Origin of the sequence: Cutibacterium nasicola (assembly GCF_051303185.1) — a bacterium.
GTDB lineage: Bacteria > Actinomycetota > Actinomycetes > Propionibacteriales > Propionibacteriaceae > Cutibacterium.
In genome coordinates this window covers 590,374-614,122 of sequence record NZ_JBPPGE010000001.1, presented here as the reverse complement: position 1 = coordinate 614,122, position 23,749 = coordinate 590,374, and the positions used below count along the sequence as shown (strand labels likewise).

Genomic DNA, 23,749 nt, shown 5'->3' with positions numbered 1-23,749 from the left:
TCATCAATGGTGACGGTCACTCGATGTCGAACCAGGCTGGGGCGAAGCGTTCGTTCCGGACGGGAGGGTCGTAGGCGCAGCCGGGCCAGATGGCGGTAATTGCCCGTGCGGGTGTCGACGTATCAGGCCGAGCCGCCGTCGGAGGTCCACACCGTGTTGCAGGGGCCACTCGCGCAGCAATCATTTCACGTCTTGTCGGCCTCAGCCGTCGGATCCACCGACTTCTCACCCGTCGCATGACGGTAGAGGTCAGACCCGTACTGATGCTCCACGAACGGGCCATGACCCGCCCCGGGGTGGCCTCAGATGAGGTTGACGATCACGCGACCGGGTCGGCGTAGAACAGCACCCGTGACTCATGACCCTTGCCCTTGACATAGTCCCAGCACACGACAATGACTGCCTGGGCCGGACCGTTGTCATCGTAGAGGATCGTCGAGTTGGGGTCATAGTCCTTGACCCACACCTTCACGTTGTGGGTGTACCTATAGCAGACCGTATTCCCGGACGTGTCAGAGAACCGGATGATGTCTCCCGGCTTGATGCCGTTGTCCCTGCTGTACATCCTGTTCCCCAGCGCCTCTCCAACATGGAAGGTGTGCGAGGTGAGAACGACGTTGCCCCTGTTGGAACCGACCTTGGGACCTTGGTTGAACCAGGCCATCGAGGAAGGATCGTCGCGCGGGGGCGCCCCTGCTGCTCCGGCGCTGTCGAGGCCACGCGAGAGAACCTTGGCGGAGACGTTCAGGTGGTCGATCGAGTACTTGACCGGCACGATGGGCCTCGGGTTCTTCATGCAACCGGCCGGGACGGGGCCCTTCTTCTTGGCGGACGCCGCAGGCGCGGCTGACGTCGATGCAGATGTCGCCGAACCAGGACCACCAGCAGAGTCGTCGCCGTTATCGCGTTGGACGATGACAGCGGCGATGGCGGCGACAACAAGAGCGATGACAACCGCGAGAGCAACAATTCGCCAACGTGGGCTGCCTGACTGTGTGCTGTCGCCGGCATGGGTGGCTGAGCTGCGCGACGACGTCGACTCGGTGGGTGGTTCACCGTGTCGGGGAGACTGATCAGTCATAACTGTGATGTCCTCCAAGGCTTACGAGGGATTCAGTCTCGGGATGTGGTACCCGAATGGGGAAGGATCCGAGAAGGTGGATCCAGAGGCAGATTACCTCGTTGCGGGACAAACCTCGTATCGAACTGGAGGTTGTATCGACCGTGTGTGCCGCGAACTGGGGAAGGACGGTTGACCCTCCTGTGCTGGGGTATTACGCTTGCTGCTGCGTTGTGGTCTGTGCGATCTCGGACGGGAGTAGATCGTGCTCGACCCCAGGGTCGGGGCTGCAACGAGTTTCAAACCACCTGACATCAATCGGAGTCCTACTACATGACCTCCTCCACTGAGGCCTCCACCTCGAACCCGGTCGACATCGACCAGCAGAATGCCGCCAACACCGCCGATGGATCCGTGGCGGTCGACGACCTTGGCAGCCCGGAGGCCTTCCTGGCCGCTGTGGACGCCACCATCAAGTACTTCAACGACGGCGACATCGTCTCTGGCACCGTCGTCAAGGTGGACCGTGACGAGGTTCTCCTTGACATCGGTTACAAGACCGAGGGTGTCATCCCGTCCAAGGAACTGTCGATCAAGCACGACGTGGACCCCTTCGAGGTTGTCAACGTCGGTGACGAGATCGAGGCCCTCGTCCAGCAGAAGGAGGACAAGGAGGGTCGTCTGATCCTGTCCAAGAAGCGTGCTCAGTATGAGCGTGCCTGGGGCACGATCGAGCAGATCAAGGAAGAGGAGGGCGTCGTCACCGGTACCGTCATCGAGGTCGTCAAGGGCGGCCTCATCGTCGACATCGGTCTGCGCGGCTTCCTCCCCGCCTCCCTCGTTGAGATGCGTCGTGTCCGCGACCTGCAGCCTTACGTCGGTCAGGAGATCGAGGCCAAGATCATCGAGCTCGACAAGAACCGCAACAACGTCGTGCTGTCTCGTCGCGCCTGGCTCGAGCAGACCCAGTCCGAGGTCCGCCAGAACTTCCTGCACCAGCTGCAGAAGGGGCAGATCCGCAAGGGTGTCGTCTCCTCGATCGTCAACTTCGGTGCCTTCGTCGACCTCGGTGGTGTGGACGGTCTGGTCCATGTTTCCGAGCTGTCCTGGAAGCACATCGACCACCCGAGCGAGGTTGTCGAGGTTGGGCAGCCGGTCACCGTTGAGGTGCTGGACGTCGACATGGATCGCGAGCGCGTCTCGCTGTCCCTCAAGGCGACCCAGGAAGATCCGTGGCAGGCCTTCGCCCGGTTGCACCAGATCGGCCAGATTGTTCCCGGAAAGGTCACCAAGCTCGTTCCGTTCGGTGCCTTCGTCCGCGTGGAGGACGGTATCGAGGGCTTGGTCCATGTCTCCGAGCTGGCCGAGCGCCACGTCGAGATCCCGGAGCAGGTCGTCAGCGTCAACGACGATGTCATGGTCAAGATCATCGACATTGACCTCGACCGTCGCCGCATCTCGCTGTCCCTCAAGCAGGCCAACGAGGGCATCGACGTCGAGTCCGACGAGTTCGATCCTTCGCTGTACGGCATGACCGCCTCCTACGATGAGGACGGCAACTACATCTACCCTGAGGGCTTCGATCCGGAGACCAACGAGTGGAAGTCCGGCTACGACGAGCAGCGCATCGCCTGGGAGCAGCAGTACGCCGAGGCCCAGGCTCGCTGGGAGGCTCACCGCAAGCAGGTCATCAATGCCGAGCAGGCCGAGCAGGAGGCCGCTCTCAACGACGGTGGCGCCGAGTCGTCCTACACCAGCGGCCCGGCCGAGGGCTCGCTGGCCTCCGACGAGGCCCTGCAGGCTCTCCGGGACAAGCTGACCCACAACTGATGATCAGCTGATCCATTGCAACGTTGAGGGGCCTCGCCATTGTGGCGGGGCCCTCGTGGTGTGTCAGGCGGCTCGGGGCCGCCGGTCAAACTGTGCTGCGGAAACGCGGGCACGTTCGTCGGTTACGATCCCGGACAGCTCTTCCTCGTCGGCCAGGTCGTCGGCATGGACAAGCGACACATGGTTGAACCGGCGACGACGGGGCCCCTTATGCTGGTGCCACGACTGATGGAGGTGTCATGAGGGCTGCGCGAGCAGCCACGGTAGCCTTGGGCCTGATTGCTGCCGCGGCGATGACTGGCTGTTCACATTCTGACGAAGGGCTCAGGCCAGCAACGACCCAGGCGAGTTCCGACGTCGGGGTGGCGTGCGATTCCGGACTTGCCAAGGGAACGGTCAAGCCCGCCACGGTTACCGCCGTCCGGGGATGGAAGGGCAAGGTCGTCACGGTCTGCCTGATGAGCCCCGACGGCAAGGTCAACGAGTCCATGGAACAGACCTTCAGCGGTGACGACGACATCAATGACGTCGTCCAGGGTCATGCCGAGACCGCCAAGGATCGGCCTGCCACCTGTCACCTGCAGAAGGGTCAGTGGACCATGGTCATTGACCAGTCCGGCAAGGCCTGGCGCCTCACCCCGTTGAACTGTGTCACGGCTCCTGGCGGGTCGGCCACCCCGTCCGACGAGGAGGCCCCAGCCTGATGCCCGGTCGCCCCAAGAGCATCGTCCGGGTCGGCCTGACAGGCGGAATCGCCAGCGGAAAGTCGACGGTCTCCACATTGTTGGCTGAGCACGGGGCCATCATCATCGATTACGACCAGCTTTCCAGGGACGTCGTCGCAGTCGGATCCGAGGGGCTTCGGCAGGTCGTCGCGGCCTTTGGCGAGAAGGTGCTGGCCAACGATGGTTCCCTGAACCGCCCCGCGCTGGGATCGATCGTCTTTGCTGATCCATCTGTTCGACGACGCCTGGAAGGGATCATCCATCCGCTGGTCGAGGAAGCAGCTCGACGGGTGGACGAAGAAGCCTGTGCTGCGGAGGGTCAGGTCGTCGTGGTCCACGACATTCCCCTGCTCGTGGAGACCGGCAGGGCTGACGAGTTCGACACGGTCGTCGTCACTGATGTTGATCCTGCCGAGCAGGTGCGGCGTGTCGTCGAGAGGGACGGCTGTTCCGAGGAGGACGCTCGGGCCAGGATCCGGGCCCAGGCCTCGCGCCTGGAGCGTCTGGAAGTTGCCGACATCGTCATCGACACCAGTCGTCCTCTCGAGAACCTTCCCCACGCGGTGGACCGCGCCTGGGCCCACATCTTGGGGTATGGACACTCGGGCGGCGGCCAGCGGTAGCTCTCACGCGACTGTTCGTGCGAGGATGTGCATCGTGCCACAATCCGTGTCAAAACTTCTGCCAGGTCTGGGACTGATGGCCGTCGCGGCTGCAATTTCCTACGGGATCAGTCACGTCGTACCGCTACTGTCCAGCATGCTCATAGCCATCATTCTCGGGGTGATTGCGCGCAACACCAAGCTCATCCATCCCTCTGCCGAGCCAGGGGTGGCCTTCACCAACAAGGTCGTCCTGCGCACTGGTGTCGTCCTGCTCGGTCTGCGGCTGTCCCTGCCGACGGTGGCGAAGCTGGGTTGGGCGCCGATTGTCGTCATCCTCGTCACTGTGACGGTGACCTGGTTCGCCACCACCTTCCTCGGCCGCGCGGTGAAACTGTCCGGGCCGACCCGCATCCTCACCGCCACCGGTACCGGTATCTGTGGTGCCGCCGCGGTGGCTGGTATGTCGGCTGTCGTACGCCCCGACCTCAAGGGTGAGGAGGGACGTGGTCAGGTCGACGACGCCGCGGCGACTGCGGTGGCATCGGTCACCCTCTTCGGCACCGTGGCACTTCTGCTCTTCCCATGGTTGGCCGGCGTCATTGGGCTCACCCCGCGTCAGACCGGGGTGTGGCTCGGTGCATCAATCCATGAGGTTGGCCAGGTCGTGGCGGCGGGGAACCTTGCCCACGTCACGGATGTTGCCGTGGTGACCAAGCTCGGTCGCGTCGTGCTGCTGGCACCGCTCATCGCCCTGGTGGGCCTGTCCCAGAAACGCAGTGCTCAACGTCACACCGGGACGAAGACAGGGCCGATCATCCCGCACTTCGTCCTCGGGTTCCTCATCATGGTCGTCATTCGCTCCATCTTCGACCTGCCCTCCTGGCTGACCGATGGGGCCGACGTGATTGCCACGATCCTGCTGACGGCCGCCATGGCTGCGATGGGTGCCGGTGTTCGTATCAAAGTCCTTGCCTCCACCGGTGGACGTGCCATCGGGCTCGGTGCGATGTCGGCGACCGTTGCCGCCGGAGTTTCCCTCCTCCTCGTTCTTGCCTTGGTCTGAGTTCCCACTGAGCTGAAATTCGGTGGTCCCGCATCGGGGTGGCACCGAACTAGGGTTGGTCCCATGCGTCCAGTTACCGACATCACTCGCCGTGTTGCGCCCTTCCACGTCGTCAGTGAGTTCGAGCCTTCCGGTGACCAGCCGCAGGCCATTGCGGAACTGGAGAGGAGGGTCAAGAACGGTGAGCAGGACGTCGTTCTGCTCGGCGCCACCGGTACTGGCAAGACGGCTACGGTCGCGTGGCTGGCGGAGAAGCTGCAGCGTCCCATGCTCGTCATGCAGCCCAACAAGACGCTGGCTGCCCAGTTCGCCCAGGAGCTGCGCACCTTCTTTCCGGACAACGCGGTGGAGTACTTCGTCTCGTACTATGACTACTACCAACCCGAGGCGTACATTCCTCAGACGGACACCTACATCGAGAAGGATTCCAGCCTCAACGAAGAAGTCGAGAGGCTGCGTCACTCCGCAACGAACTCCCTGCTGACTCGGCGGGATGTCATCGTGGTGGCGACCGTCTCGGCCATCTACGGTCTGGGTACTCCGCAGGAGTATGTCGATCGGATGATCCCGTTGGAGGTCGGCCAGGAGTGGAACCGTGACGAGCTGTTGCGAGACCTCGTCACCAACCAGTACGTTCGCAACGACATCTCGGGGGAGCGGGGCACCTTCCGAGTGCGCGGCGACACCCTGGAGATCTTCCCGGTCTATGAGGAGAATGCCCTGCGCGTGGAGTTCTTCGGCGATGGGGTCGAGGCCCTCACGACGATGCACCCCCTCACCGGCGAGGTCATCAGCGAGGACGAGCAGGTCTACGTCTTCCCGGCAACCCACTACGTCGCCGGACCCGAGCGCATGGAGCGGGCGATTGCGTCGATCCAGCAGGAACTGGAGGAGCGCTTGGCCGTTCTGGAGCGTGACGGCAAGCTGCTGGAAGCCCAGCGGCTGCGGATGCGCACCACCTACGACATCGAGATGATGCAGCAGGTCGGAGCCTGTGCCGGCATCGAGAACTACTCGCGTCACATCGACGGACGTGCTCCCGGGTCGGCCCCGAACTGTCTGCTCGACTACTTCCCTGAGGACTTCGTGCTCGTCATCGACGAGTCTCACGTCACCGTCCCGCAGATCGGGGGCATGTACGAGGGCGACATGAGCCGCAAGCGGACATTGGTGGAACATGGTTTCCGACTTCCCAGCGCGATCGACAACCGTCCTCTCAAGTTCGACGAGTTCACCCAGCGGATCGGCCAGACTGTCTACCTGTCCGCCACGCCCGGTTCCTACGAGACTGAGCGGGCCCACGGTGTCGTCGAACAAATCATTCGTCCGACCGGTCTGGTGGATCCCGAGATCATCGTCAAGCCCACTCGTGGCCAGATCGACGACCTCATGGCTGAGATCCGTACCCGGGTGGATCGTGGCGATCGTGTCCTGGTGACGACCCTGACCAAGAAGATGGCCGAGGACCTCACCGACTACCTCATGGAACACGGTATCCGCACCAGGTACCTGCACTCGGAGATCGACACCCTCAAGCGCATCGAGTTACTCAAGGAACTACGCATGGGGGAGTTCGACGTCCTCGTCGGCATCAACCTGCTACGAGAGGGACTTGACCTTCCCGAGGTGTCCCTGGTGGCCATTCTGGATGCTGACAAGGAGGGATTCCTCCGCTCGGAACGCTCCCTCATCCAGACGGTCGGCCGTGCCGCTCGAAACGTCAACGGTCAGGTCATCATGTACGCCGACCAGATCACCGACTCGATGCGGGTTGCGATTGACGAGACGAATCGTCGTCGCGAGATCCAGATGGCCTACAACAGGGATCACGACATCGACCCGCAGCCACTTCGCAAGAAGATCGGCGACATTACCGAGATGCTCGCCCGCGAGGAGGCCGACACCGACGCCCTCGTCGAGAAGTTCAACTATGGCAAGGGCCGTCGCGGCTACAACTCGATGATCACCGACGAGCAGCGGGCAGCCCAGGGCAAACGCCTGGACGCCTCGAAGATGGCTGAGGAAGATCTTGGCAGCCTCATCGTCGAGCTCACCAACGAGATGCGCTCTGCTGCTGGCGAACTCAAGTTCGAGGTGGCGGCCCGTCTTCGCGACGAGATCGCGGACCTGAAGAAGGAATTGCGCCAGATGGTGGAGGCGAACCGGTAGTCCACACGAGGTTTCACCTCGCGTCGGATGGCGCGGGTGTGAGAGGATGAAGGTCCTTGGAGGGGAGTACTCCTGAGAAAAGTGTGGTCGTCATCACGATCGTGCCATCACGGTCCGGCCGCACAGCCCCGGTGAGGTGATACCACTCACGCCGGTGCGGACGAGACCTCCGGACCTTCTCGTACCCGCTTCGGAGGCCCGGTTTTGCACGTTCACGCGTATGTCTGGATCATCACCATCCTCGTGATGGGGGCCTTGCTTTTCTTCGACGTCATTATCCTGGGACGAAGGCCTCACGTCCCCTCCACCAGGGAATGCGCCACCTTCGTCGGTGTGTTCGTCGGCCTGGCAGTGTTGTTCGGGTTGGGCGTATGGATCCTGCAAGGGCATTCCGCAGCTGGTCAGTTCTTCGCGGTGTGGTTGACCGAGTACAGCTTGTCGATCGACAATCTGTTCATCTTCCTCATCCTCATGGAGAAGTTCAACGTTCCACGGAAGCTGCAGCAATTTGCCCTGCTGGTGGGCATCATCGTCGCCCTGGTCTTTCGAGGTGTCTTCATTGCCTTGGGCCAGGCGATCCTGGAGGCCTGGGCCTGGGTGTTCTTCATCTTCGGCGCCTTCCTGTTGTACTCGGCGATCGACCAGGTGCGCGACTACCGTCACCGGGACGACGAGGACGAGGACACTGGCGAGGACGGTCGCCTCATGGCGTGGTTCAAGCGCACGGTGCCGACCACCGGTGACTACCGTGGCACCAAGTTCTTCGTCCGTGAGAACGGCAAGATCCTGGCCACCTCGATGTCCATGGTCTGTGTCGCACTCGGCATGACCGACCTGCTCTTCGCGCTGGATTCCATTCCGGCTTCCTACGGCCTGACGAGCGAGGGTTACCTCATCTTCACCGCCAACGTCTTCGCTCTCATGGGCCTGCGCCAGTTGTACTTCCTGATCGGAAGCCTGCTCGAGCGTCTGGTGTACCTGTCCCTCGGCCTGGCCGTCATCCTGGGCTTCATCGCCCTCAAGCTCATCGGCCACGCCCTGCATCACTACGGCTTGGATCAGGCCTGGTTCGGTATCAGCGCCGAGGTCTCGATCGGTGTGTCCCTGGCCGTCATCGTCGCGGCCCTGGTCCTCACCACCGTCGCGAGCGTCATCAAGAGCAAGCGGGATGACGCGAAGGCCAGGATCGAGGCTTGACCCTCATGCGCCCGGGATCACCAGCCGCGGGCACGCCACAACGGAAGGTTGGGACGCTCCTCTCCGACCGTTGTGGCATCTCCATGTCCGGGGTGGATGACCGTGGTGTCGGCCATCGGCGCGAAGATCTTCATGCAGACGTCGTTGTAGAGCCTTTCGAACTCACGGCTTCCACTGGTCTTGCCGACCCCGCCGGGAAAGAGGGAATCGCCTGTGAGGAGGTGGTCGCTCGGATTGCCGCGCAACCGGAGGGCGATGGATCCGCGGGTGTGGCCCACCAGACCGATGACGTCGAGTTCGATGTCGCCGAGGCGGAAGAGATCGCCGTCCCACACCGTGCGGCAGGTCACCCCGGTGCTGGCCTCAATGGCCTCGGCGTCGGGCTCTCCACACCACGGCTGAGCACCCGTGATGGTGACCATCTCCGCGAGAGCCCCGGTATGGTCCTGATGACGATGGGTCGTCACAATTGCTCCCACCTCAGTTGTCCCGATGAGGGCGTTGAGCCGACCAGGATCGGCAGCTGCGTCGACGAGGACGGCAGGCCCAGCACCGGGGTGGATGAGGTAGGCGTTGTTGTCCATCGTGCCCACCGACACCTTGATGAGGTCGATGTCCGCGTTGACCTTGATGAGGGCAGCCTCAGATCCGGGATCGACGTGGTAGAGCGGCATGACGACTCCTTTCTGGAACGGGCAGGCGATCCGCCGGGCCCCGTCAGATGAGCATGGGGACGGCTAATTGGTCGGCCCCGGCGAGACGCGAGGTCCCACCTCTGCCTGACAGCCATCCTGCCAGTGCGCCGTCAGACCCGTGAATCGTCGTCGCGAATCCCACACCTCCGATACGGTCAACCAGTCCGGAATCGGAGACGACACGCATGGCCGGGACCTCTGGACGGTCACGCAGCCGGAAGCACACCCACTCCAACAAGGTTCGGGACGCGACGTCAGGGAGGTCGTCGACGGTCATCCCGAGATCGAGGTCGACGTGATGGAGTGCGATTTCGGAAAGTCGTAGAGCTGGCAGGTCGGTGGTGTCGACACGGATGTCGTCATTGAGCCACACGGCAGTGCCGGGCGCCATGTCCTCAAGGGAGTCGAAGGTGGTGTTGAGGGAGCCAGCCGTGGTGTCCAGGTCGATCTGCAACTCCACCCCAGTGCGTTCTGAGCCACGTTCGATGTCGCGGTCGCGGATCTCGTCGGAGGGATAGAGACGGGGGACCTCATGGTCAGCGACTACGGCCTTCGTCACTGCTTCCAGGGCCTCAGCGTTGCGGGCGATGTGGGTCGCGATGTGCGCGCGAGTCCAGCCAGCCAATCGACTGGGAGCTTGCCATTCCTCATCAGACAAGCCCATGGTGGCCCCGAGCAGACGTTGTGTAGCTTCCCGCTCGGCAATGCGGATTTCGTGTCGGGGAGTGCTCGGACACAGACCTGGCGGTCGTGTGGCTGCGCTCATGCCGTCCAACCTACTGGCACTTCAACGAAGTTGCCAGATGAACGACCACTGGACCGGCCTGCTAGCTTCAGGTTCACAGGGGGTTCGAAAGGCTCATCCGTGTTCTGTTCTGCCGACCGCGCAGAGCCGTGGAACTGTCTTTCGCGGCCTCTACCATGAAGCCTGTGAGTGACCACATCATCGTCCGCGGTGCCCGAGAGCACAATTTGCGCAACGTCAGCCTGGATCTCCCCAGGGACGCCATGATCGTGTTCACTGGCTTGTCAGGTTCGGGAAAATCGTCCCTTGCCTTCGACACTGTCTTCGCTGAAGGCCAGCGTCGTTATGTGGAGTCCTTGTCCTCCTATGCCCGTCAGTTCCTGGGGCAGATGGACAAGCCGGACGTCGACTTCATCGAGGGCTTGAGCCCCGCCGTCTCCATCGACCAGAAGTCCACCTCGCGCAACCCCCGTTCGACGGTCGGCACGATCACCGAGATCCACGACTACCTGCGTCTGCTCTGGGCCCGGATCGGCAAGCCCCACTGCCCGGTGTGCGGTGAGCTCATCAGTCGTCAGACCCCTCAGCAGATCGTCGATCGGTTGATGGCCCTGGACGGGGGTACGAAGTTCCAGGTGCTGGCACCGGTCATCCGTGGTCGCAAGGGTGAGTACGTCGAACTCTTCCGGCAGCTCACGACTGACGGGTTCACTCGTGTGCGCGTTGATGGCGAGGTCCATCGGCTCGGTCAAGTGCCGCCCCTGGACAAGAAACGCAAGCATGACGTCGACGTCGTCGTCGACCGGATCGCGGTCAAACCGTTGGCCAAGCAACGTCTGACCGAGTCCGTGGAGACTGCCCTCAGTCTGGCTCACGGAATCGTGGGTATTGACTTCGTCGATCGCGACCCTTCCGACCCGCATCGCGAACGTCGATTCTCCGAGACGATGGCCTGCCCCAATCAGCATGACATCGACATTGATGAGCTGGAACCTCGCCAGTTTTCCTTCAATGGCCCCTGGGGTGCCTGCCCGACCTGCTCGGGGCTCGGGGCAACTCTCGAGGTCGATCCTGAACTCGTGGTTCCCGATTCGGGATTGAGCCTGTTCGAGGGGGCCATCGCGCCGTGGTCGGGACCGCGAGTGGCCAACCACTACCAGCACGTCTTCGCCGGTCTCGGGGAGAACCACGGTTTCGATGCCACCCTGCCCTGGTCAGAGCTTCCGGCGAAGGCCCGCAAGTTGGTGCTGCATGGTGACGGCGACCCGGTGATGGTCACGTACCGCAACCGGTTCGGCCGGGTGCGTACCTACTCGCAGAATTACGAGGGAGTGCTGCACTACGTGCGTCGTCGTTATGACGAGGCTGAGACCGACTCCGCCCGCTCCCGGTGGGGGCAGTACTTGCGTGAGGTGCCGTGCCGGGACTGCCATGGCAAGCGGCTCAAGCCGACGAGCCTCGCGGTGACGGTTGGCGGTCGCAGCATCGCCGAGGTTTCCGACATGTCCATCGGGGACGCCTCGCAGTTCCTCAATGCCCTGACACTGACGGAGCGTGAGGCGACCATCGCCGAACGGGTTGTCAAGGAGGTTCGGGCGCGGCTGCGATTCCTGGTCGACGTCGGTCTGGACTATCTCACCCTGTCGCGGTCAGCAGGGTCACTGTCCGGTGGAGAGGCCCAGCGCATCCGGCTGGCCACTCAGATCGGTTCTGGACTGGTCGGTGTGCTCTACGTTCTCGACGAGCCCTCCATCGGCTTGCACCAGCGAGACAACCGCCGTCTCATCGACACCCTCGGCAGACTGCGGGATCTCGGCAACACTCTCATCGTCGTCGAGCACGACGAGGACACCATCCGCGTCGCCGACTGGGTTGTCGATGTTGGCCCGGGTGCCGGCGAGCACGGCGGCGAGGTGGTCGTCTCGGGAACCGTTGACGCACTGCTGGCCAGCGAAAGGTCGGTGACGGGCGCGTACCTGTCGGGCAAGAGGTCCATTCCGCTGCCAGCGGCCCGACGCCCTCGTTCCGGACGGCAGCTGGTGGTCAAGGGGGCTCGTGAGAACAACCTGCAGAACGTTGACGTCACCTTCCCGCTGGGTCAGCTCGTCGTCGTCACTGGAGTGAGTGGCTCTGGTAAGTCGACCTTGGTCAATCAGATCCTCTACACCTCGTTGGCCCACCGGATCCACGGCGCTCGGGCGGTCCCCGGCAGGCACTCGACGATCACCGGGGTAGACGAGGTCGACAAGATCATCCACGTCGACCAGTCCCCGATTGGCCGGACACCGAGGTCGAACCCGGCAACGTACACCGGGGTCTTCGACAAGATTCGAGCGCTGTTCGCCCAGACCCCTGAGGCCAAGGTGCGCGGTTACCAACAGGGCCGGTTCTCCTTCAACATCAAGGGAGGACGCTGCGAGAACTGCCAGGGCGACGGCACCATCAAGATCGAGATGAACTTCCTCCCCGATGTCTACGTGCCGTGCGAGGTCTGCCATGGGGCCAGGTACAACCGCGAGACCTTGGAGGTCCACTACAAGGGCAAGACCATCGCCGAGGTGCTCGACATGCCCATCGAGGAGGCGTGCACCTTCTTCGAGCCGATCTCCTCGATCCACCGCCACCTCAAGACTCTCGTCGAGGTGGGACTAGGCTACGTACGGTTGGGGCAGCCGGCAACGACGTTGTCGGGTGGAGAGGCACAGCGCGTGAAGTTGGCCTCAGAGCTGCAGAAGCGTTCCACCGGCAAGACGCTGTACGTGCTTGACGAACCTACGACGGGGCTGCATTTCGAGGACATTCGCAAACTCTTGCTGGTGCTGGGACGGCTCGTCGATCAGGGCAACTCGGTTCTCGTCATCGAGCACAACCTTGACGTCATCAAGACCGCTGACTGGATCATCGACATGGGTCCCGAAGGTGGAAATGGGGGCGGCCTGGTCGTCGCGGAAGGGACCCCGGAACAGGTGGCCACCGTTGAGGGCTCCTATACCGGGCAGTTCTTGTCCGAGATCCTGGCTGGGCATGAAGTGCCCGTCGGCGGCGAGTCGACTCTCATGAAGGAGCCGACCGAGGCCAAGAAAAAGAGTGCGAAGAAGGCTTCCGCTTCCCGCAAGAAGACCCACTGAGTGGTTCAGGAACCGCTGACGATCAAAGACGCCCTCCTTCTCGGCCATTGTGGCCTTGGTGAAGACGAAGTTCGTACCGTCGATGACGGTTCCACCGTCAACCGACGTCAGCGGCCCGGATCGTCGCCGGGCAGGTGTGCACGTCGTCGGAGTTCTGGTCGCTGCTGCAACCGGTGATCGCCCCGCAGGTGGCCAGGACAACGACTCCCCCGGTGGTGCGCAAGATCTCGCGTCGAGTGGTGGGACATGATCGTGTGCCTGCGCTCAGCGGGTGCCGGGGTTGCCGGTGGAGGCGGCGACGGCGCCGTGAACCATGCCTGCTTCGATGAGGTGATCCACCCGGTTGATCCAGTGCACCTCATATCCGTTCGGGTGAAGTTCGATCATCGAGGTGGCAGTGTTCTGCAAACCGACCCAATGGGGTTCGCTGCCGATGGCGTGATTTCGCAGTTCAGCGGCAAGGTGTGGGGCAATGAGGTGGAGCAGGAGCATCGATCCGATGGCCCCGTGGGCCACCAGCGCAATGCACTCGTCGTCATCGTGCGCCTCACGCACCCATTCGGCGATGCGACCGGCACGATCTGCCGCCTCTGCGGCAGTTTCGATGCGGGCCTCGCGCCAGCCCTCCTCGGTGATCGTCTCGGGAAAGACTGCGCGATCGGTGATGGAAGACAGGGTCGACAGCGGCGACCCCGGGTGGCCGATCTCGACCCCGTCAACAACCTGAACCAGACCGGGGCGCTCGAAGATGAGATCGCTGACCGTGATGGGAAGATCGAGCGCTTCGGCGACCGGCGTTGCCGTCTGAATGGTGCGCATCATGGGGGAGGAGTACAGCGTGGTCGGTCGCGGAGAGACCGATCCGATCCATGCCCCCAGGGCCTCGGCCTGGCGGTGACCAAGCTCGGTGAGTTCGGGGTCGGGTTTGCGCCCCTTCCGATACGCCTCGACGGATTTTGCCGCATTGGCATTGTTTTCGGACTGGCCGTGGCGAATGAGGAGAAGATGCACGTGGCCAGCCTACCGGCGAAACTGATCGTGCTGGTGCCTTTGGCATCGGTGCTGAACTCCTCCCCGCCGAGGACGACATCGTGTCCTTCAGACCCATCTGCCTGGAAGTCAGCGGCGGGGCAGAGGTAGGTCCACTCACACCGTGGCCCTGGCGCAGCACGTTCAGGCCACGCTTGATTGCCTGTGCGGTGGTGTGAGACCAGGCCTTGCCGTTGGCGACGATCATGGCGATCCTCATGGGTGCTTGTTCCTCGGGAGTGAGGTCAATTCTGATGCCCCGACACAATCGCGAGGCACTGTGCGGAGTCTTGCTCGGAACAGAACTTCAGTGAAGTAGGCACTTTCATGTGCGATGGCTACCTTGAGGTAACTTGTGCATGAAGAAGCGCAATACCCTGAGGACAACGTCGGGAGAGAAGGTCAGCTGGGTGAAGGCCACAGGGATGGGGGAGATGGCGGAAGCGGATGTACCGGACTGTCCGGTCGAGACGGCATTGATTTTCATCGACTCGAAGTGGCGGGTCCTCATCCTTCGTGACCTCATGGGCGGCAAGATGCGATTCTCCGAGTTTTGGTGGCGTCTCGCAGAAGGTTCTCACCTCCAATCTGCGTGTGATGGAGTACCAGGGTTGCTCACTCGCACGGTGTACGCCGAGGTGCCTCCGCGCGTCGACGACGAACTCACTGATCTTGGCCGAAGCCTCCACGGCGTCCTTGATGCGCTGGAGCGCTGCGGCGCCAGCTGTCAGGAACAGGTTGCATCCTCCGCCAGATGACGCAGCGCCTGGAGTGAGCTGCCACGTCGTCACGACCCCTTAGGCTTGCCACCATGGCCGATCCGTCCACCTACCGTCCCGCCCTGGGAACCATCCCGACCCAACCAGGGGTCTATCGATTCAGTGACGAACACGGGCAGGTCATTTACGTCGGCAAGGCCAAAAATCTGCGCAACCGGCTCAACTCTTACTTCCAGGACACTTCAGCCCTCCACCCGCGCACCCAGCGCATGGTCACCACCGCTGCCCACGTGCAGTGGACGGTGGTGCAGAACGAGGTGGAGTCCCTCCAGCTCGAATACACCTGGATCAAGGAATTCGATCCGCGGTTCAACGTCATGTATCGCGACGACAAGTCCTACCCGTGGCTGTGCTTCACCTGGACCGACGAGTACCCGCGTGTCTTCGTCGGTCGCGGTGCTCATCACAAAGGATGGCGCTACTACGGACCATTCGGCCAGGCCTGGGCGATCCGCGACACCGTCGAGACCCTGCTGCGGGTCTTCCCGATGAGGTCCTGCTCGACCGGCGTCTTCAATCGGGCGAAGAACCAGGGTCGTCCCTGTCTGCTCGGCTACATCGGCAAGTGCTCGTCCCCCTGCGTCGGTCGGATCTCCCCGGAGGCCCACCGCGCGATCGCCGACGAGTTCTGTGACTTCATGGCCGGTCGCACGACGAGGATCGTCAAGAGGCTGGAGTCGGAGATGGCGGAGGCTTCCGAGAATCTGGAATTCGAACGTGCCGCCGTCATTCGTGACTCCCTGGAAGCCCTGTCCAAGACGTTGGAGCGCAATGCCGTCGTTCTCGGTGACGGGACCGACGCCGACGTCATCTCGATGGCCGTTGACCCGCTGGAGGTGGGGGTCAAGATCTTCCATGTTCGGGGCGGACGCATCCGTGGCGAACGTGGTTGGGTAGCAGACCGCGCCGACGACGCCGACGAGGCCGAGCTCATGGAAACCTTCCTCACCCAGCTCTACGGCATCAATTCCAGTGACGGCCAGGTCCGTGACGACGGTCATGGCAACGCCATCCCGCCACTGGTGCTCGTCTCCATCAACCCAGCGAACCCCGACGTCATGTCCACGATCCTCAGTTCCGAACGTGGTTCCCACGTCGAGATCCGGGTACCCCGCCGCGGTGACAAGGCGACCCTCATGGACACCGTCACCCGTAACGCCGAGGAAACCCTGGCCCAGCACAAGCTGAAGCGAGCCTCGGACCTGGCCACCCGCACCCGAGCCCTGGAGGACATCCAGGAGGCCCTCGGCCTGGACCGTGCTCCACTGAGGATGGAGTCCTATGACATCTCCCACATCCAGGGAACCAATGTCGTCGGGTCGATGGTCGTCTTCGAGGACGGCATGCCGCGTAAGTCCGAGTACCGGCGATTCATCATCAAGGGATTCGAGGGGTCCGACGACTTCGCCGCGATGCACGAGGTGTTGTCGCGACGGCTGCGTCGCCTCGTCGAGGACCGCGACGCCATGGCCGAGGCGCAAACCCCTGACGGTGACGTCGGTTCTCTCATCGACCCCACCACTGGTGCACCCCGCAAGTTCGCCTACGCCCCGCACCTCATCGTCGTCGACGGCGGCGCACCTCAGGTTCACGCCGCGCAGGAGGTCCTTGAGGAGTTTGGCCTCGAGGATGAAATCGCACTGTGTGGGTTGGCAAAACGCCTGGAGGAGGTGTGGCTCCCGGACGAGGAGTGGCCGGTCATCCTGCCGCGTACCTCCGAGGGGCTCTACCTGCTGCAGCGTCTGCGTGACGAGGCTCACCGGTTCGCCATCACGTTCCACCGGTCCAAGCGATCCAAGGCGATGGTGGAATCCGTCCTCGACGGGGTCTCCGGGCTGGGGGAGGCCCGTCGCAAGGCCCTCGTCTCCCATTTCGGGTCAGTGCGGGCGCTACGGAAGGCGACCGTCGAGGATATTGCCGAGGTTCCTGGGTTCGGCCCCAAACTCGCAGGAGAGGTCGTCGCGGCCCTCTCGAAGGACAAGGCCGGCGAGGCGATCAACACGGCGACCGGTGAGGTCGTCGACGCCGACGGACTGGCCGATTCTGGTAACAGCACTACCCTTGAATCGTGAGCACCGAGCAGACGACCAAGACTCCGCGAGTTGTCATCATCAGCGGCATCTCGGGTGCTGGCCGTCGTACCGCGGCCCACGCCATGGAGGACCTGGGCTGGTATGTCGTCGACAACCTGCCCCCAGTGATGTTGGGGGCTCTCGTCGACGAGATTGGCGCCAATGACATCGATCGTCTGGCGGTCGTCCTCGACGTTCGAAGCCGGATCATGTTCGACACCTTGGGAGTGGCCGTTGACGCCCTTGACGAGCGTGACATCGAACCCGCCATCGTCTTCCTGGAAGCTTCCGACGAGACCATCGTGCGTCGTCAGGAGTCCAGCCGTCGCCCCATGCCGCTTCAGCAGGGAGGTCATCTCCTTGACGCCGTCGCCCTCGAGCGTCGCATGCTCTCCGACCTGCGTGCCGAGGCCGACCTTGTCATCGACACCACCTCCATCACCGCTCGTCAGCTCGCCCAACGCATTGACCACGCGTTCGCCGAGGGGATCGACGAGGGCCTGGCCTTCCAGGTGATGTCTTTCGGATTCAAGCGTGGGGTACCGATCGACGCCGACCTTGTCTTCGACGTCCGTTTCCTGCCGAACCCGTACTGGGTTCCGGAACTTCGTCCCAAGACGGGTCTGTCCTCCGACGTCGCCTCCTACGTCATGGCCCAGGCAGGCGCGACCGAGTTCATCGATCGAGTCGAGGAACTCCTGGTTGGCATGGCTCCGGGGTATCTTCGGGAAGGCAAGAAGCAGGTCACGGTGGCCGTTGGCTGCACCGGCGGAAAACATCGCAGTACCGCCATGTCCGAGGAATTGTCCGCCCGTCTGGCGGTTCGTGGACACCGCACCGCCGTCCTGCACCGAGATCTTGGGAAGGAATGACGATGGTGTCAACCCCTTCGACGCTGCCGATTGTCACGGCGTTCGGCGGTGGGCACGGGCTGGCCGTGTCGCTGCGTGCCCTGCGGCGGCTCACGGACCGTCTCACTGCTGTGGTCACCGTCGCCGACAATGGTGGCTCCTCCGGTCGGCTGCGCGAGGAGTTCGACATCCTGCCGCCGGGCGACCTGCGTCGTGCCCTTGCCGCGCTGTGTGCTGACGATCACCTCGGTCGTACCTGGGCCGAGGTGCTGCAGGCACGTTTCAACGGCACGGGGGAGCTCGCCGGTCACGCCATCGGCAACCTTCTCATCGCAGGCCTGTGGCAGGAGCTTGGTGACCCTGTGTCCGGCCTGGACATGGTCGGTCAGCTCCTTGACGTCCGGGGCCGCGTACTGCCGATGTCCCTGACCCCACTGGACATCAGCGCCCAGGTGGTCGGTCTGGACCCGAACCAGCCGGACGAGGAGTACACCCTCACCGGGCAGGCAACGGTCGCCAAGACTCGGGCCGAGGTGCTCAAGGTGAGGTTGGAGCCATCCGAGCCAGGGGCCTGTCCCCAGGCGCTGGACGCGATTCGCGAGTCCGACAACCTCATCCTGGGGCCTGGGTCGTGGTTCACCTCGGTCATGCCACATCTCCTGGTGCCCGAAATCGTCAACGCGGTCCTTGAGTCGAAGGCGCGCAAGATCCTCACCCTCAACGTGTCCGGTGCTGACGAGACGGACGGGTTCACCCCCGCGCGACATCTTGAGGTCATCGCCGAGCACGAGCCACGGATGCGCTTCGACGTCGTCCTCGTCGATCGCGGGTTCGCCGGGCAGGATCCCCATCTGGAATCGTTTGCCCGCAATCTGGGAGCTGAGATCGTCGTCGACGACTTGGCAATGCGTGATGGATCGGCTCGGCATGACCCTCTGCGGTTGGCGTCGGCATACGCCAACATCATGGGCGTCCAGCCTCGCTGATTGTCGCCTATGATCACCCTGTCACCCCTCGTATTCCTTTCCGGAGGCTAGAACCACATGGCGCTCACCCTGCAGGTGAAGAACGAACTCGCGACGGTGCCGGTGCAGAAGCTGTGCTGCCGCCGGTCCGAGATCGCCACCACCCTTCGCTTCGCAGGTGGCATTCATCTGGTGCAGCATCGCCACATCACGATCGAGGCCGAGGTCGATACCGGGGGAGCGGCGCGACGACTTCGTCAGTCCATCCAGGAGGTCTTCGGTTTCGACACCGACCTGGTCGTCGTCAACGGCGCTGGTTTGAATTCCAACACCCGGTATCTGGTGCGGATGGTGCGTGGCGGCGCTGATCTGGCGCGCCTGACGGGTCTGATCGATCGTCGCGGTCGCCCGGTGCATGGGCTTCCGGCTCCGGTCGTCGGTGGTGGACGGTGCTGCCAGGCTGCCGCGTGGCGTGGTGCCTTCCTCGCCCGTGGTTCCCTGACCGAGCCTGGTCGTTCCATGGCCATGGAGATCACCGCTCCCGGTGGGGGGGCCGCCATGGCCCTGGTGGGTGCGGCTCGCCGACTGGGGATCCACGCCAAGCAGCGGGAGTCCCGACACATCAGTCGTGTGACGGTCCGGGACGGTGACGCCATTTCCGCGATGCTGACGCGGATGGGTGCTCACGAATCCGTGCTGGCATGGGAGGACCGTCGTCTCCGTCGCGAGGTGAGGGCGTCGGCGAATCGTCTTGCCAATTTTGACGACGCCAACCTGCGACGTTCTGCCAGGGCGGCTGTTACTGCCAGTGCCCGGGTGGAACGCGCGCTGGACATTCTCGGGGACTCTGTTCCGGAGCATCTCCGGGCCGCTGGCCAGCTTCGCCTTGAGCATGGAAACGCCAGCTTGGAGGAATTGGGCAAGCTGCACGAGCCTCCGCTGACGAAGGACGCCATTGCCGGACGGATTCGTCGTCTGCTGGCCCTGGCCGACAAGACGGCCCGCAACAACGGTGAGCCCACCACGTTGGAGAGTCTTCCTCCCGAGATGCGCGACGACCGCGCGTGATCGCCATCCCGGCGCCCACAACTGGCCTTTGCTGCTCCCCACTAGGGGAGGGATTCGCGCAACCACATGGTCATGTGTGCGTCGATCTGATCGACGCTCGTGATCGTTCGCCCGTGACACTGCCACAATGCGGGCCCAGTGCTGTGTCCATTGCCCTTGGTCGCTATGCTTGGAGATGTCCGAGTGCTGAACGCACAAACCTCATCCGGAGGAGATTCCTTAATGACCGTCAAGGTTGGTATCAACGGTTTTGGCCGTATTGGCCGTAACTTCTTCCGCGCCCTCTCCGAGCAGGGTGCTGACCTCGAGATCGTGGCCGTCAACGACCTCACCGACACCAAGACCCTGGCCCACCTCCTGAAGTACGACTCCATCATGGGTCGTTTCTCGGGTGAGGTCAGCTACGACGATGACTCCATCACCGTTGACGGCAAGACCATCAAGGTCCTCGCCGAGCGCAACCCCGCTGACCTCCCCTGGAAGGAGCTCGGCGCTGAGATCGTTGTCGAGTCCACCGGACTCTTCACCGATGGCGAGAAGGCCAAGGGCCACATCGAAGCTGGCGCCAAGAAGGTCATCATCTCCGCTCCTGGCAAGAACGTTGACGGCACCTTCGTCATGGGCGTCAACAGCGACGACTACGACACCGAGAAGCACAACATCATCTCGAACGCTTCTTGCACCACCAACTGCCTCGCCCCGCTGGCCAAGGTCCTCAACGACGCCTTCGGCATCGAGCGCGGCATCATGACCACCGTCCACGCCTACACCGGTGACCAGCGCCTGCAGGACGCTCCTCACAAGGATCTGCGTCGCGCCCGCGCTGCTGCCCTCAACATGATCCCCACCAAGACCGGTGCTGCTCAGGCTGTGGCCTTGGTCCTGCCGGAGCTCAAGGGCAAGTTCGACGGCCTCGCCGTCCGCGTCCCGACCCCGACCGGCTCGCTGACCGATCTGACCTTCCAGACCTCCAAGGAGACCACCGTTGAAGAGGTCCAGGCTGCTGTCAAGAAGGCTGCTGAGGGTCCGCTGAAGGGTATCCTGGCCTACACCGAGGATCCGATCGTGTCGAAGGACATCGAGGGTGACTCGCACTCCTCGATCTTCGACGCCACCGAGACCAAGGTCATCGGCAACCTCGTCAAGGTTCTCTCCTGGTACGACAACGAGTGGGGCTACTCCAACCGTCTGGTTGACCTCACCAAGCTCGTCGCCAGCAAGCTTGTCTGATCTCACCATCGTGAGCTGATGACGGCCCCGTGCCCATGCGGGCGCGGGGCCGTCATCCGTATCCGGGCCGCGGCGCCCGTGAAAGATCGTTCACGACCATCACCTCAAGAAAGGGCTTCCACATGAAATCTGTTGAAGATCTCGGAGACCTGCGCGGTAAGCGCGTCGTCATCCGGTGTGACTTCAACGTCCCGCTCGACGGGGACAAGATCACTGATGACGGCCGTATCAAGGCCGCCCTGCCCACCCTGACCCAGCTGCACGAGGCCGGCGCCCGCACCACTGTGCTCGCCCACCTCGGTCGCCCCAAGGGTGCCGTCAACCCCAAGTACTCCCTGGCCCCGGTTGCCAGGCGTCTGGGCGAACTTATGAACCTCGACGTCAAGCTTGCTGAGGACGTCGTCGGCCCCTCCGCCACCAAGACCTCCGAGTCCCTCGCCGACGGCGAGATCGCTCTGGTTGAGAACGTCCGCTTCGAGAAGGGCGAGACCAGCAAGGACGAGGTTGAGCGCACTGAGCTCGCCAAGAAGTATGCCTCCTTCGGTGAGATCTACGTCTCCAACGGCTTCGGTGTCGTGCACCGCAAGCAGGCCTCCGTCTACGACGTCGCCAAACTGTTGCCGAGCGCTGCGGGCTCCCTTGTCGCCAAGGAAGTCGAGGTCCTCGAGGGCCTGACTGCCGATCCGAAACGTCCGTTCGTCGTCGTCCTTGGTGGCGCCAAGGTTGCCGACAAGCTCGCCGTGATCGACAACCTGCTCAAGGTTGCCGACACTCTCATCGTCGGTGGCGGCATGCTCTTCACCTTCCTCAAGGCCCAGGGCCTGGAGGTCGGCAAGTCCCTGGTTGACGATGACTCCATCGAGGCCTGCAAGAAGTATCTCGAGGCCGCCAAGGCCGCTGGCAAGCAGATCCTGCTGCCGACCGACGTCCGCGTCGCCTCCGACGTCGACTTCGATGCCCACACCGTCGGCCACGTTGACGTCGTCCCCGTCGATGCCATTCCTGCCGACAAGATGGGTCTCGACATCGGCCCGGAGACCGAGAAGGCCTACGCCGAGGCCATCAAGGGCGCGAAGTCGGTGTTCTGGAACGGCCCGATGGGCGTCTTCGAGATCAAGGGCCTCGAGCTCGGCACCAAGGCCGTTGCCCAGGCTCTCACCGAGGTTGACGGTCTCTCGGTGGTCGGCGGTGGAGACTCCGCCTCCGCCGTTCGCGCCCTCGGCTTCGCCGACGACCAGTTCGGCCACATTTCCACCGGTGGTGGCGCCTCCCTCGAGCTCATGGAGGGTAAGGAGTTGCCCGGAATCGCAGTCCTTAAGGAGAACAACTGATGTCCCGTACCCCGATCATGGCCGGCAACTGGAAGATGAACCTCGATCACGTTGCCGCCACCTCCCTCGCCCAGGATCTCGGTGAGGCTCTCAAGGCTGCCGGACACGACTCCTCCAAGTCCGAGGCCGTCGTCATCCCGCCGTTCACCGACATCCGCACCGTGGCCACCATCATCGATGGCGACAAGCTGCCGATCGCCTACGGTGCCCAGGACATTTCCGCTCACGACGATGGTGCCTACACCGGTGAGGTCTCCGGTAGCATGCTGTCAAAGCTGGGCTGCTCCTACGTCGTCGTTGGTCACTCCGAGCGTCGCGAATACCACAACGAGTCCGACGAGGTGGTCAACGCCAAGACCAAGAAGGTCATCGAGAACGGCATGACCCCGATCATCTGCTGTGGCGAGGACCTCGAGGTCCGCAAGGCTGGAAAGCACGTCGAGCACACCGTCGCCCAGATCAAGGCTGACCTCGACGGCATCTCAGCCGAGCAGGTCGCCAAGCTCGTCATTGCCTACGAGCCCATCTGGGCCATCGGCACCGGCGAGACAGCCACTGCTGACGACGCTCAGGAGGTCTGCCAGGCCATCCGTGAGGCCATCAAGGAACTCTACGATGCCCCGACCGCCGAGGCCGTGCGCATCCAGTACGGCGGCTCGGTCAAGCCGGCCAACGTCGCCGAGATCATGGCCAAGCCAGACGTTGACGGCGCCCTCGTGGGCGGCGCTTCGCTCAAGGCTGGCGACTTCTCCAAGATCGTGACCTTCTACCAGGCCTGATCTGCGACACGTTCAACGATGACCCCCGCACCATTCGGTGCGGGGGTCATTTTTCGTCCCTGGGCTGATGTGTATGCACAATTCTCGCATGATTCCGGGTCTCGATGTGGGGATCCGGCGGCCCGTGAGTTACCCTGTACGACGTGATTTCGGCTCCCCTCATGACCTGGCCCGTGCTGACGATGTCGATCATCCTGTGCGTGCTGAGTGTCATCCTCACCCTCTTCGTCCTTCTCCACAAGAGCAAGGGCGGCGGGCTCTCCGACCTCTTCGGTGGAGGTGTGTCGACCTCGATGGGTGGCACCTCCGTGGCTGAGCGGAATCTTGACCGTCTGACGGTCGTCATTGGCCTGCTGTGGCTGGTCTCCATCATTGTTCTGCTGGTGCTCTACAGCCATTCCTGAGCCGGAATCGGACGGCCTTCTGCC

Annotated in this window: 20 protein-coding genes and 1 pseudogene; 16 read left to right on the top strand and 5 right to left on the bottom strand. The window is 63.1% G+C overall.

Going from position 1 to position 23,749, the window contains the following annotated elements:
• Positions 1-319: 319 nt before the first annotated feature.
• Positions 320-1,081, bottom strand: a complete 762-nt coding sequence (locus ACSJJT_RS02880) for a class F sortase (protein WP_016667335.1) — start codon at positions 1,079-1,081, stop codon at positions 320-322.
• Between the two features lie 312 nt (positions 1,082-1,393).
• Here ACSJJT_RS02880 and rpsA point away from each other — a divergent pair, with 312 nt between their 5' ends.
• From rpsA to ACSJJT_RS02850, 6 genes are all read left to right on the top strand, one after another.
• A complete protein-coding gene (gene rpsA, locus ACSJJT_RS02875; protein ID WP_435916838.1) occupies positions 1,394-2,890 on the top strand; it encodes a 30S ribosomal protein S1 in 1,497 nt (498 codons plus the stop codon).
• 239 nt (positions 2,891-3,129) lie between these two features.
• Positions 3,130-3,594: a transcriptional regulator gene (locus tag ACSJJT_RS02870; protein WP_435916837.1), complete on the top strand. Its 465-nt coding sequence runs from the start codon at positions 3,130-3,132 to the stop codon at positions 3,592-3,594.
• A complete protein-coding gene (gene coaE / locus ACSJJT_RS02865) occupies positions 3,594-4,238 on the top strand; it encodes a dephospho-CoA kinase (protein WP_435916835.1) in 645 nt (214 codons plus the stop codon). The genes ACSJJT_RS02870 and coaE overlap by 1 nt, the downstream gene beginning before the upstream one ends.
• Positions 4,239-4,272: 34 nt before the next feature.
• Complete coding sequence (locus ACSJJT_RS02860; RefSeq protein ID WP_435916834.1) at positions 4,273-5,283, top strand: YeiH family protein; 1,011 nt, start codon at positions 4,273-4,275, stop codon at positions 5,281-5,283.
• A gap of 63 nt (positions 5,284-5,346) precedes the next feature.
• The gene (gene uvrB / locus ACSJJT_RS02855; RefSeq protein ID WP_435916833.1) at positions 5,347-7,452 is read left to right on the top strand and encodes an excinuclease ABC subunit UvrB; all 2,106 of its coding nucleotides are present in this window, start codon (positions 5,347-5,349) and stop codon (positions 7,450-7,452) included.
• A 204-nt stretch (positions 7,453-7,656) separates the two neighbouring features.
• Positions 7,657-8,649: a TerC/Alx family metal homeostasis membrane protein gene (locus ACSJJT_RS02850; RefSeq protein ID WP_435916832.1), complete on the top strand. Its 993-nt coding sequence runs from the start codon at positions 7,657-7,659 to the stop codon at positions 8,647-8,649.
• 17 nt (positions 8,650-8,666) lie between these two features.
• On the opposite strand, the gene ACSJJT_RS02845 is transcribed toward ACSJJT_RS02850, so the two are convergent.
• Both ACSJJT_RS02845 and ACSJJT_RS02840 read right to left on the bottom strand, forming a co-directional pair.
• Positions 8,667-9,323 (bottom strand): MBL fold metallo-hydrolase, encoded by a 657-nt coding sequence (locus tag ACSJJT_RS02845; protein WP_435916831.1) that lies wholly within the window; start codon positions 9,321-9,323, stop codon positions 8,667-8,669.
• A gap of 43 nt (positions 9,324-9,366) precedes the next feature.
• A complete protein-coding gene (locus ACSJJT_RS02840) occupies positions 9,367-10,110 on the bottom strand; it encodes a maleylpyruvate isomerase family mycothiol-dependent enzyme (protein ID WP_435916830.1) in 744 nt (247 codons plus the stop codon).
• A gap of 155 nt (positions 10,111-10,265) precedes the next feature.
• Between ACSJJT_RS02840 and uvrA the strand changes: the two genes are divergently transcribed.
• On the top strand, positions 10,266-13,217 hold the full coding sequence (gene uvrA / locus ACSJJT_RS02835; RefSeq protein ID WP_435916829.1) for an excinuclease ABC subunit UvrA: 2,952 nt from the start codon (positions 10,266-10,268) through the stop codon (positions 13,215-13,217).
• 30 nt (positions 13,218-13,247) lie between these two features.
• Here the strand turns inward: uvrA and ACSJJT_RS02830 are convergent.
• Both ACSJJT_RS02830 and ACSJJT_RS02825 read right to left on the bottom strand, forming a co-directional pair.
• Positions 13,248-13,485 (bottom strand): annotated as a pseudogene (locus ACSJJT_RS02830) (hypothetical protein); the annotation flags it as partial.
• Positions 13,482-14,228: a histidine phosphatase family protein gene (locus ACSJJT_RS02825; protein ID WP_435916828.1), complete on the bottom strand. Its 747-nt coding sequence runs from the start codon at positions 14,226-14,228 to the stop codon at positions 13,482-13,484. The gene ACSJJT_RS02825 and the pseudogene ACSJJT_RS02830, both read right to left, overlap by 4 nt.
• Positions 14,229-14,605: 377 nt before the next feature.
• On the opposite strand from ACSJJT_RS02825, the gene ACSJJT_RS02820 reads away from it, so the two are divergent.
• From ACSJJT_RS02820 to secG, 9 genes are all read left to right on the top strand, one after another.
• Entirely contained in the window at positions 14,606-15,004 is a 399-nt protein-coding gene (locus tag ACSJJT_RS02820; protein WP_435916827.1) for a winged helix-turn-helix transcriptional regulator, read from the top strand.
• Between the two features lie 53 nt (positions 15,005-15,057).
• Complete coding sequence (gene uvrC / locus ACSJJT_RS02815; protein ID WP_435916826.1) at positions 15,058-17,097, top strand: excinuclease ABC subunit UvrC; 2,040 nt, start codon at positions 15,058-15,060, stop codon at positions 17,095-17,097.
• Entirely contained in the window at positions 17,094-17,969 is an 876-nt protein-coding gene (rapZ, locus tag ACSJJT_RS02810; protein WP_435916825.1) for an RNase adapter RapZ, read from the top strand. The genes uvrC and rapZ overlap by 4 nt, the downstream gene beginning before the upstream one ends.
• Positions 17,966-18,934, top strand: coding sequence for a gluconeogenesis factor YvcK family protein (locus ACSJJT_RS02805; protein WP_435916824.1), 969 nt, complete (start codon positions 17,966-17,968; stop codon positions 18,932-18,934). The genes rapZ and ACSJJT_RS02805 overlap by 4 nt, the downstream gene beginning before the upstream one ends.
• A gap of 57 nt (positions 18,935-18,991) precedes the next feature.
• Positions 18,992-19,981 carry a DNA-binding protein WhiA gene (gene whiA / locus ACSJJT_RS02800; RefSeq protein ID WP_435916823.1) on the top strand — a complete coding sequence of 330 codons (990 nt, stop codon included), beginning with the start codon at positions 18,992-18,994 and terminating at the stop codon, positions 19,979-19,981.
• Between the two features lie 222 nt (positions 19,982-20,203).
• The gene (gene gap, locus ACSJJT_RS02795) at positions 20,204-21,211 is read left to right on the top strand and encodes a type I glyceraldehyde-3-phosphate dehydrogenase (protein ID WP_435916822.1); all 1,008 of its coding nucleotides are present in this window, start codon (positions 20,204-20,206) and stop codon (positions 21,209-21,211) included.
• 122 nt (positions 21,212-21,333) lie between these two features.
• Complete coding sequence (locus ACSJJT_RS02790) at positions 21,334-22,542, top strand: phosphoglycerate kinase (RefSeq protein WP_435916821.1); 1,209 nt, start codon at positions 21,334-21,336, stop codon at positions 22,540-22,542.
• Positions 22,542-23,321: a triose-phosphate isomerase gene (gene tpiA, locus ACSJJT_RS02785; protein WP_435916820.1), complete on the top strand. Its 780-nt coding sequence runs from the start codon at positions 22,542-22,544 to the stop codon at positions 23,319-23,321. The genes ACSJJT_RS02790 and tpiA overlap by 1 nt, the downstream gene beginning before the upstream one ends.
• A gap of 161 nt (positions 23,322-23,482) precedes the next feature.
• On the top strand, positions 23,483-23,725 hold the full coding sequence (gene secG / locus ACSJJT_RS02780; protein ID WP_181895249.1) for a preprotein translocase subunit SecG: 243 nt from the start codon (positions 23,483-23,485) through the stop codon (positions 23,723-23,725).
• Positions 23,726-23,749 lie beyond the last annotated feature (24 nt).

Bases quoted from the DNA above. Each gene is read 5' to 3' on its own strand.
- ACSJJT_RS02880 (WP_016667335.1), bottom strand. From the start codon at position 1,081: ATGACTGATCAGTCTCCCCGACACGGTGAACCACCCACCGAGTCGACG.
- secG (WP_181895249.1), top strand. From the start codon at position 23,483: ATGACCTGGCCCGTGCTGACGATGTCGATCATCCTGTGCGTGCTGAGT.
- uvrA (WP_435916829.1), top strand. From the start codon at position 10,266: ATGAAGCCTGTGAGTGACCACATCATCGTCCGCGGTGCCCGAGAGCAC.
- ACSJJT_RS02870 (WP_435916837.1), top strand. From the start codon at position 3,130: ATGAGGGCTGCGCGAGCAGCCACGGTAGCCTTGGGCCTGATTGCTGCC.
- whiA (WP_435916823.1), top strand. From the start codon at position 18,992: ATGGCGCTCACCCTGCAGGTGAAGAACGAACTCGCGACGGTGCCGGTG.
- coaE (WP_435916835.1), top strand. From the start codon at position 3,594: ATGCCCGGTCGCCCCAAGAGCATCGTCCGGGTCGGCCTGACAGGCGGA.
- ACSJJT_RS02845 (WP_435916831.1), bottom strand. From the start codon at position 9,323: ATGCCGCTCTACCACGTCGATCCCGGATCTGAGGCTGCCCTCATCAAG.
- gap (WP_435916822.1), top strand. From the start codon at position 20,204: ATGACCGTCAAGGTTGGTATCAACGGTTTTGGCCGTATTGGCCGTAAC.
- tpiA (WP_435916820.1), top strand. From the start codon at position 22,542: ATGTCCCGTACCCCGATCATGGCCGGCAACTGGAAGATGAACCTCGAT.
- ACSJJT_RS02790 (WP_435916821.1), top strand. From the start codon at position 21,334: ATGAAATCTGTTGAAGATCTCGGAGACCTGCGCGGTAAGCGCGTCGTC.
- ACSJJT_RS02820 (WP_435916827.1), top strand. From the start codon at position 14,606: ATGAAGAAGCGCAATACCCTGAGGACAACGTCGGGAGAGAAGGTCAGC.
- ACSJJT_RS02840 (WP_435916830.1), bottom strand. From the start codon at position 10,110: ATGAGCGCAGCCACACGACCGCCAGGTCTGTGTCCGAGCACTCCCCGA.
- uvrC (WP_435916826.1), top strand. From the start codon at position 15,058: ATGGCCGATCCGTCCACCTACCGTCCCGCCCTGGGAACCATCCCGACC.
- uvrB (WP_435916833.1), top strand. From the start codon at position 5,347: ATGCGTCCAGTTACCGACATCACTCGCCGTGTTGCGCCCTTCCACGTC.
- rpsA (WP_435916838.1), top strand. From the start codon at position 1,394: ATGACCTCCTCCACTGAGGCCTCCACCTCGAACCCGGTCGACATCGAC.
- ACSJJT_RS02805 (WP_435916824.1), top strand. From the start codon at position 17,966: ATGACGATGGTGTCAACCCCTTCGACGCTGCCGATTGTCACGGCGTTC.